Below are 554 nucleotides of genomic sequence, written 5' to 3'. Positions count from 1 at the left end.
AGTATGGGGTGACCCAGCGCCTGCAGGTGCACCCGCAACTGGTGCGAGCGGCCGGTCACAGGTTCCAGTTCCAGCCGGGCGGTGGGTCCTGCCGCCGCCCCTGCCACCGCGGAGGGCGCGTCGGGCGCCAGGCGCCAGCGCGTGTGGCTGGGTTTGCCCAGCGCGAAGTCCACCTTGCTTTTGGGGCGATTCGGCCAATCGACGATCAGCGGCAGGTGGATCTCGCACCAGCCGTCGGCGTCGGCCCCGGCCGGGTCGGGCTGGCCCGCCACCACCGCCACATAGCGCTTGTGCACGCGCCGTTCGGCGAAGGCGCGGCTCAGGGTGCGCTGGGCCTCGGGGCCGCGCGCCATCAGCACCAGGCCGGAGGTGGCCATGTCCAGCCGGTGCACCACCAGCGCGTCGGGGTACAGGGCCTGCACGCGGGCGCTCAGGCAGTCGGCGTGCTCGGGCCCGCGGCCGGGCACCGAGAGCAGGCCGGCGGGCTTGTCCAGCACCAGCAGCGCGTCGTCGGCGTGCCGCACGGTCACGCCGTCGGGCACGGGCAGCGGCCG

The 554-nt window shown here is 75.1% G+C and carries 1 protein-coding gene; it reads right to left on the bottom strand.

The features are described from left to right. Positions 1-548, bottom strand: a 548-nt coding sequence (locus HA630_RS26870; protein ID WP_208299904.1) for a pseudouridine synthase, incomplete at its 3' end; no start/stop codon positions are given. Between the last annotated feature and the right edge of the window lie 6 nt (positions 549-554).

Source organism: Aquabacterium sp. A08 (genome assembly GCF_011742065.1).
The sequence above is the reverse complement of the archived record's forward strand: the minus strand, read 5'-3'. Positions and strand labels throughout refer to the sequence as shown.